The organism is Hyphomicrobium sp., assembly GCF_020852195.1.
GTDB lineage: Bacteria > Pseudomonadota > Alphaproteobacteria > Rhizobiales > Hyphomicrobiaceae > Hyphomicrobium_C.
In genome coordinates, this window is sequence record NZ_JADZBI010000128.1 from 1 (window position 1) to 2691 (window position 2691).

5 protein-coding genes are annotated in these 2691 nt (G+C 68.5%); all 5 read right to left on the bottom strand.

From position 1 onward, the window contains the following. Positions 1-256: thiosulfate oxidation carrier protein SoxY (locus tag IT540_RS10440; protein ID WP_291176896.1), on the bottom strand; the 256-nt coding region annotated here is incomplete at its 3' end. A 12-nt stretch (positions 257-268) separates the two neighbouring features. Beyond that, positions 269-697 carry a cytochrome c-550 PedF gene (gene pedF / locus IT540_RS10445; protein ID WP_291176899.1) on the bottom strand — a complete coding sequence of 143 codons (429 nt, stop codon included), beginning with the start codon at positions 695-697 and terminating at the stop codon, positions 269-271. 16 nt (positions 698-713) lie between these two features. After that, a complete protein-coding gene (locus IT540_RS10450) occupies positions 714-1157 on the bottom strand; it encodes a hypothetical protein (RefSeq protein ID WP_291176902.1) in 444 nt (147 codons plus the stop codon). Then, positions 1154-1843 carry a pentapeptide repeat-containing protein gene (locus IT540_RS10455; RefSeq protein WP_291176905.1) on the bottom strand — a complete coding sequence of 230 codons (690 nt, stop codon included), beginning with the start codon at positions 1841-1843 and terminating at the stop codon, positions 1154-1156. The genes IT540_RS10450 and IT540_RS10455 overlap by 4 nt, the downstream gene beginning before the upstream one ends. 104 nt (positions 1844-1947) lie before the next feature. Beyond that, positions 1948-2691: PQQ-binding-like beta-propeller repeat protein (locus tag IT540_RS10460; protein ID WP_291176908.1), on the bottom strand; the 744-nt coding region annotated here is incomplete at its 5' end.

A 2691-nucleotide genomic window follows, 5' to 3' on the forward strand; every position in this document is an offset into this window, starting at 1 on the left:
CATCGATGACCAGGGTGAGCTGCCTGGCTTTGCCCACCTTGTCGGCGGCGACGTAGACCGTCACCGGCACGAGCGCGGCATCGTCGGCCCGGCGGGGGCCGAACAGCTTCACCGAGGTCCCGTCCTCGACGATCTCGCGCTCCTGGAACAGGTCGGCCCTGATCTCCTTCCACGCGTCCTCGTCGGCCCGCGCCGCGCCGGCGAAAAGCAGCGCCGCAAGGACAGCCGCCGCGATACGTTCAAGTCCCAACCGCATGCGTCCCCCGTCCTATTCGGGCTGGGCGTCGATGTAGGTGCGGATGGCCCAGATCGCCTCCTGGTTCAGCAGGCCCTCGAACGGCGGCATCTTCTGGCGTCCGCCCACGGTGGCGCCGTACAGAACGCGCGAGATGAACCACGCGTCCTCGGTCTCGCCCTCGCCCAACTCGCGCAAGTCCGGCGCCATGCCGCCCGATTTCGCCTCGAGGCCGTGGCAGCGCGCGCAGTTGGAGTTGTAGCCACGCGAGCCGATCTCGATGGCCGCCTCGCGCTGCTTCTCGTCGCTGCGGTAGGGATTGATGGAGTGCCACTCCTCGCCAAGCGGCTCGAGACCGGTCGTATCGACCGGCTGCGGCGCGCCGTCGCCATGGGCGAGCGCCGTCGCGCACGGCGCTGCGGCCGCAAGCAACAGGGCCAAGACGGTGGTGCGGAAAGTCATGGAAGTTTCCTCGTCGCTAGTTGGTCTTTGCGGAAGTCTGCGGCTCGAGCCAGATGCGCCAGGACTCGCTGCCGTTGACGTCGAGCACGTAGGTGCCGGGCTCCTCGATGAGGTAGCTCGCCTCGCCGCCGCCGCCGATGTGGAGGTTCTGGAGGACCCGGTTGTCCGGGGATTTGAGGTAGAGGACAAAGATCGGGCCGTCGCTCTGGTAGCGCAGCAGCGTCGGGCCCTCGACGCGGAAGGGCTCCGTCGTCTTGTGCAGGCGGCCTGCGAAGCGCGGCGCGGCCATGCTGCGCACCTCGCGGTCGTAGCAGGCGAGGCGCGCCGCGTCCGGCGTGATGCCGAGGCAGGCCTGCGGGCCGCTGCGGTCGTCGCGCGATAGCGCCGTCCCGGCGCCGAGGGAGAGAAGCACGGACCCGCAGGCGATGACGCGGGCTCTGCGGCGCTCCGTCAGCGTCACGGCGCCGGCTCCCACTTGGTCTTGTCCTCGTTCCAGACCGCGGTGCCGGTCTGCCAAGTGTGCGGACAGCCCTTGCATCCCTCCATGAACGCATCCTGGAAGATGGCAAAGCGGATCTTCACGCCGTCGAACACGGCGTTCGACAGGTTGGCCTCGTAGAACTTGGTCTCCTGCGCGTCGGTATTGATGAACCTGGCGCCGACGAACAGCGTGCCCTTGGCCATGGCCTTCTCGAGGGTCGCGGCCGTGAGATCCGTGTTCGACAGGTCGGCCTTGGACATGCGCGTGAAGGAGAGGTCAGCGCCCTTCAGGCTCGCGCCCGCGAGATTGGCGCGTCCCATGAAGGCGATCTGCAGGCGCGCGCCATCGAGATTGGCGCCGGAGAGGTCGGCGCCCTGCAGGTTGGCGTGGCGCAGGTCGGCCCGCGCGAGGTTCGCGCCCCTGAGGTTGGCGCCCTCGAGGTTGGCATCCTTGAGCTCGGCGTGCCGCAGATCGGCGCCCTGGCACTCGGTCTTGGGCGCGATGGTGCAGCCGTTGACGATCCAGGGATCGGGCCGCTCCTCCTTGTTGACGATGACGGGATAATCCTGCGCGTGGGCGCGGATGGGAAACGCGTCCGCGGCGGCGACCGCGCACAGGGCGAGAAGCAGCGGGACGAGGCTGCACGACGTGAAGCGCGCGTTCATGGATCGCATCCGGAAAGGGAAAGGCAGCCGGACCTGCGTGGCTCAGGCCGGCTGCAGGTTTCCCGGGCGAGGCGGTAGGAAGACCCCGCCCCGCCCGGACTTGCTCACTCGGCCGAGGCCGTCGTGCGCGGGACCTCGAAGACCCAGAACGAGCCGCCCTGGCTCACCTGCTTGGTCTGGTCGGCCATGTCGCCGCCCCACAGCGGCACGGCGCCGCCGTAGCCGGACGCGATGCCGATGTACTGCTTGCCGTCGAGCTCCCAGGTCACAGGCTGCGAAACCACGCCCGAGCCGGTCTGGAACTTCCACAGCTCCTTGCCGTCCTTGGCGTCGAAGGCCTTCACGTAGCCGTCGCTGGTGCCGGTCAGCACCCAGCCGCCCTTGGTCGTGAGCACGCCGGCCCACAGCGGCATCTCCTCCTTGTGCTCCCAGACGACCTTGCCGTCGCGCGGATCAAGAGCGCGCAGAACGCCGACGTGAGTGTCGAACTGGCGCTTGATGCGGAAGCCCTGGCCGAGATAGGCGGCGCCCTTCTTGTAGGCGACGTTCTCGGTCCAGTAGTCCTCCGACCAGTCGTTGGACGGGATGTAGAAGAGCTTGGTCTCCTGGCTGTAGGCCATCGGCATCCAGTTGGTGCCGCCGAGGAAGTTCGGCGTGACCTGGATCACCTTGCCCTTGGTCTCGCCCTCGGCGGGTGCCGGCGGACGCTGCCCCTCGACCTCGTTCGGCCGTCCGGTGGCGAGATCCCAGCCGGTTGCCCACGAGATGTTGGGCACGAACGGATAGATGCCGAGCGCGGGGCCCTCCTGCTTCGAGATCTTGCCGTCGCGGGCCGTCAGCTTGTCGAG